The following is a 2,541-nucleotide window of genomic DNA, read 5'->3' as shown; positions in this document are numbered from 1 at the left end:
ACGACCGGCATGGCCACGCCGCGGGCGATGCCGTGCTGGCCGAAACCGCCACCCGGTTGCGCAGCAACCTGCGCGCGATGGATATGGTCGCCCGCATCGGGGGGGAGGAGTTCATGATCGTCATGCCCGGCTCCACCCTCAAGGAGGCGAGCGCCGCCGCCCTGCGCCTGTGCAACGACATCAGCGGCACACCGTTCCGGGTGCCGGGAATTGAGGAGCCCATCAGCGTCACCATCAGCATCGGTATGGCGGTCGGTTCCAGCAAGACAGCCGGCAGCGGTGATGCCCCGGAAAACGGGGGCGCCCTGCTGGAAAAGGCGGACAAGGCGCTTTACGCAGCGAAATCCGGCGGACGAAACAAGGTCCGGCTCAGCCGCCCGGCGGCCTGAACCGCTATGGACTTCCCTGCTGCTGCCGCCCCTCCCGATCGGGAATTATCAAACGAAAGCAAGGATAAATTGCGAAACTCTTCGTACCAGACTACGCTCCCCTCATGACGGAAGACCGGCCCCTCCTCGGAATCCTGCTGATGCTGGGGTTTTGCATTGTCGCCCCCATGGGGGACGCTGTTGCAAAGATACTCGGGGCGTCTGTCCCCTTGGTACAGGTGGTGCTTCTGCGGTTCGCCGTACAGGCCGTGCTCCTGCTGCCAATCGTGTCCTTCGCCCGCCCTCGCCCATGGGGCGGACAGGGGCTGATTGGGCTGATCCTTTTGCGTACCTTGCTGCACATTTTCGGCATCGGGGCGATGTTCACCGCCCTGCGCTATCTGGCGCTGGCGGATGCGGTCGCCATCGCCTTCGTGATGCCCTTCTTCATGCTGCTCCTGGGCAAACATGTCCTGAAGGAAGAGGTCGGGCCCCGGCGCCTTTGGGCCTGCGTTGCGGGCTTCATCGGGACGCTTCTGGTCATTCAGCCCAGCTTTGCAGAGGTGGGTTGGCCCGCGCTTCTGCCGGTTCTGGTGGCCGCGAACTTCAGCGTTTTCATGCTGGTGACGCGGCGGATCGCGAAACGGATCGACCCGGTGGAGCTTCAGGCGGTCAGCGGGGGCATGGCGGTGATGCTCGTGCTTCCACTTGTCGTTGCGGGCCAGTTCTTTGGGGCTCCCCTGCTTGCCCCCGTGGTGCCGGATGCCGCGCAATGGGGATTGCTCATTGGAATCGGGGTGCTTGGCACGCTGGCGCATCTGCTGATGACATGGTCCTTGCGCTATGCCCCCTCGGCCACGCTGGCGCCGATGCAATACCTCGAAATTCCCTTTGCGACAGCCCTCGGCCTTGCGATCTTCGGCGAATGGCCAAATGGGCTCGCCGGGCTCGGCATCGTGATCACCATGGCCGCGGGCCTCTATGTCGTCATGCGGGAGCGGGCCAATGCGCGCGGTCGGGTGCCGCCAGCTGCCGCACCAGCGGCTTGAGAAGGCGGCGCGGTGCGATGAGCAACATGCCCGGTCCATCCATCTGGATCTCCACCGGCCCCGTCGCGCGGTTCGACGTGCCGACAAATACATCCGGCGCAAACTCGATACCCTCGATCGGCCAGAGCAGCCCCGCGCTGCGCCCCGTCACCGGCGTCAGGGGAAAGAGCGAGACGATATCGCCCGGCGTGCAGGGCAGCAGCAGCCGGGGCGGCGCGAGGCAGACGATCTCTGTCCGGTCGATCAGCACGCAGGGCCGATGCGGCATCCGGGCCAGCGTATGATAGGCCGCAAGCTGGTGATCGACCCTTCCGCCACCAAAACCCACGCCCAGCACCAGCGGCGCGTCGATCCGGGCCATGGCCTTGCCGAAATCCGTATCGTCCTGCCCCGGCAAGGGATGGAGGATGTCCGCCGGCAGGCGTCTGCGCAGGTCTTCGGGGAGCGAGTCGAAATCACCGATCACGGCCTCCGGCACGCGGCCTGCGGCCAGCGCCAGCGCCGCGCCCCCGTCCGCCGCCACGACTCGCGGGGCCAGCGCTGTGGCCTCTTCGACGTCGCTAATGGAGGCGTCCCCGCCGCCGATGAGCGTTATCGGTGCCGTATCGTGAACAATGGAGGCGATCATGTCCTTTTCGTGCCGTTTTCGAAACCCATCACATTGTCGCCTTGAAATGATACGCTGCTTGGCACAGATTCGGGCCGCTTTGGTCTAGTACATCGTGGTAAACGATAAGCTGCAAAACCGCAGAGGACGAGCATCCGATGATGAGTAATAATAAAATACTGACGGTCTCCTACGGCACCTTCTCATGCACATTGGAAGGCTTCGACGATTCATTCGGCACGATGAAGGCCATTGCGGAATATTTTCGCGATCTCGCATCGGACGACAGGTATTTCGGGGCCGAACCCCCGCAGCCCGATGCGGAGATGCTCGCCCGTATCGCGCAAAAGGAAATCTCTCGCCGGGTAGAGGCGCGCGAACACGAAGGCAAGATCGTTCTCAGCGCCGCCCATGGCGATGCCCCCCGTGCCCGCGCCATCGAGGCGCCCGAAGCGGCCCCTGCGGCCCAACCGCCCGTAGGCGCCACGGCTCCTGCACCGGAACCGGCATCGGCACC

Annotated in this window: 3 protein-coding genes and 1 pseudogene; 3 read left to right on the top strand and 1 reads right to left on the bottom strand. The window is 64.6% G+C overall.

What is annotated here, in order from left to right:
* The coding region (locus A3728_RS10610) for a GGDEF domain-containing protein (RefSeq protein WP_150120731.1) at positions 1–389 on the top strand (389 nt) is incomplete at its 5' end.
* A 104-nt stretch (positions 390–493) separates the two neighbouring features.
* Positions 494–1,417, top strand: coding sequence for a DMT family transporter (locus tag A3728_RS10605; RefSeq protein ID WP_067923240.1), 924 nt, complete (start codon positions 494–496; stop codon positions 1,415–1,417).
* Here the strand turns inward: A3728_RS10605 and A3728_RS10600 are convergent.
* Positions 1,356–2,045: a thiamine diphosphokinase gene (locus A3728_RS10600; RefSeq protein WP_067923237.1), complete on the bottom strand. Its 690-nt coding sequence runs from the start codon at positions 2,043–2,045 to the stop codon at positions 1,356–1,358. The two genes, A3728_RS10605 and A3728_RS10600, sit on opposite strands and share 62 nt — an antisense overlap.
* Positions 2,046–2,182: 137 nt before the next feature.
* Here A3728_RS10600 and A3728_RS23445 point away from each other — a divergent pair.
* Positions 2,183–2,541, top strand: a pseudogene (locus A3728_RS23445) (hypothetical protein); the annotation flags it as partial.

It is taken from the genome of Sulfitobacter sp. HI0040, from assembly GCF_001634885.1.
In the GTDB taxonomy this organism is placed as follows: Bacteria; Pseudomonadota; Alphaproteobacteria; order Rhodobacterales; family Rhodobacteraceae; genus Sulfitobacter.
Note: the sequence above shows the minus strand (reverse complement) of the source record. Positions and strands in the feature narration are given on the sequence as shown.

Bases quoted from the DNA above. Each gene is read 5' to 3' on its own strand.
- A3728_RS10605 (WP_067923240.1), top strand. From the start codon at position 494: ATGACGGAAGACCGGCCCCTCCTCGGAATCCTGCTGATGCTGGGGTTT.
- A3728_RS10600 (WP_067923237.1), bottom strand. From the start codon at position 2,045: ATGATCGCCTCCATTGTTCACGATACGGCACCGATAACGCTCATCGGC.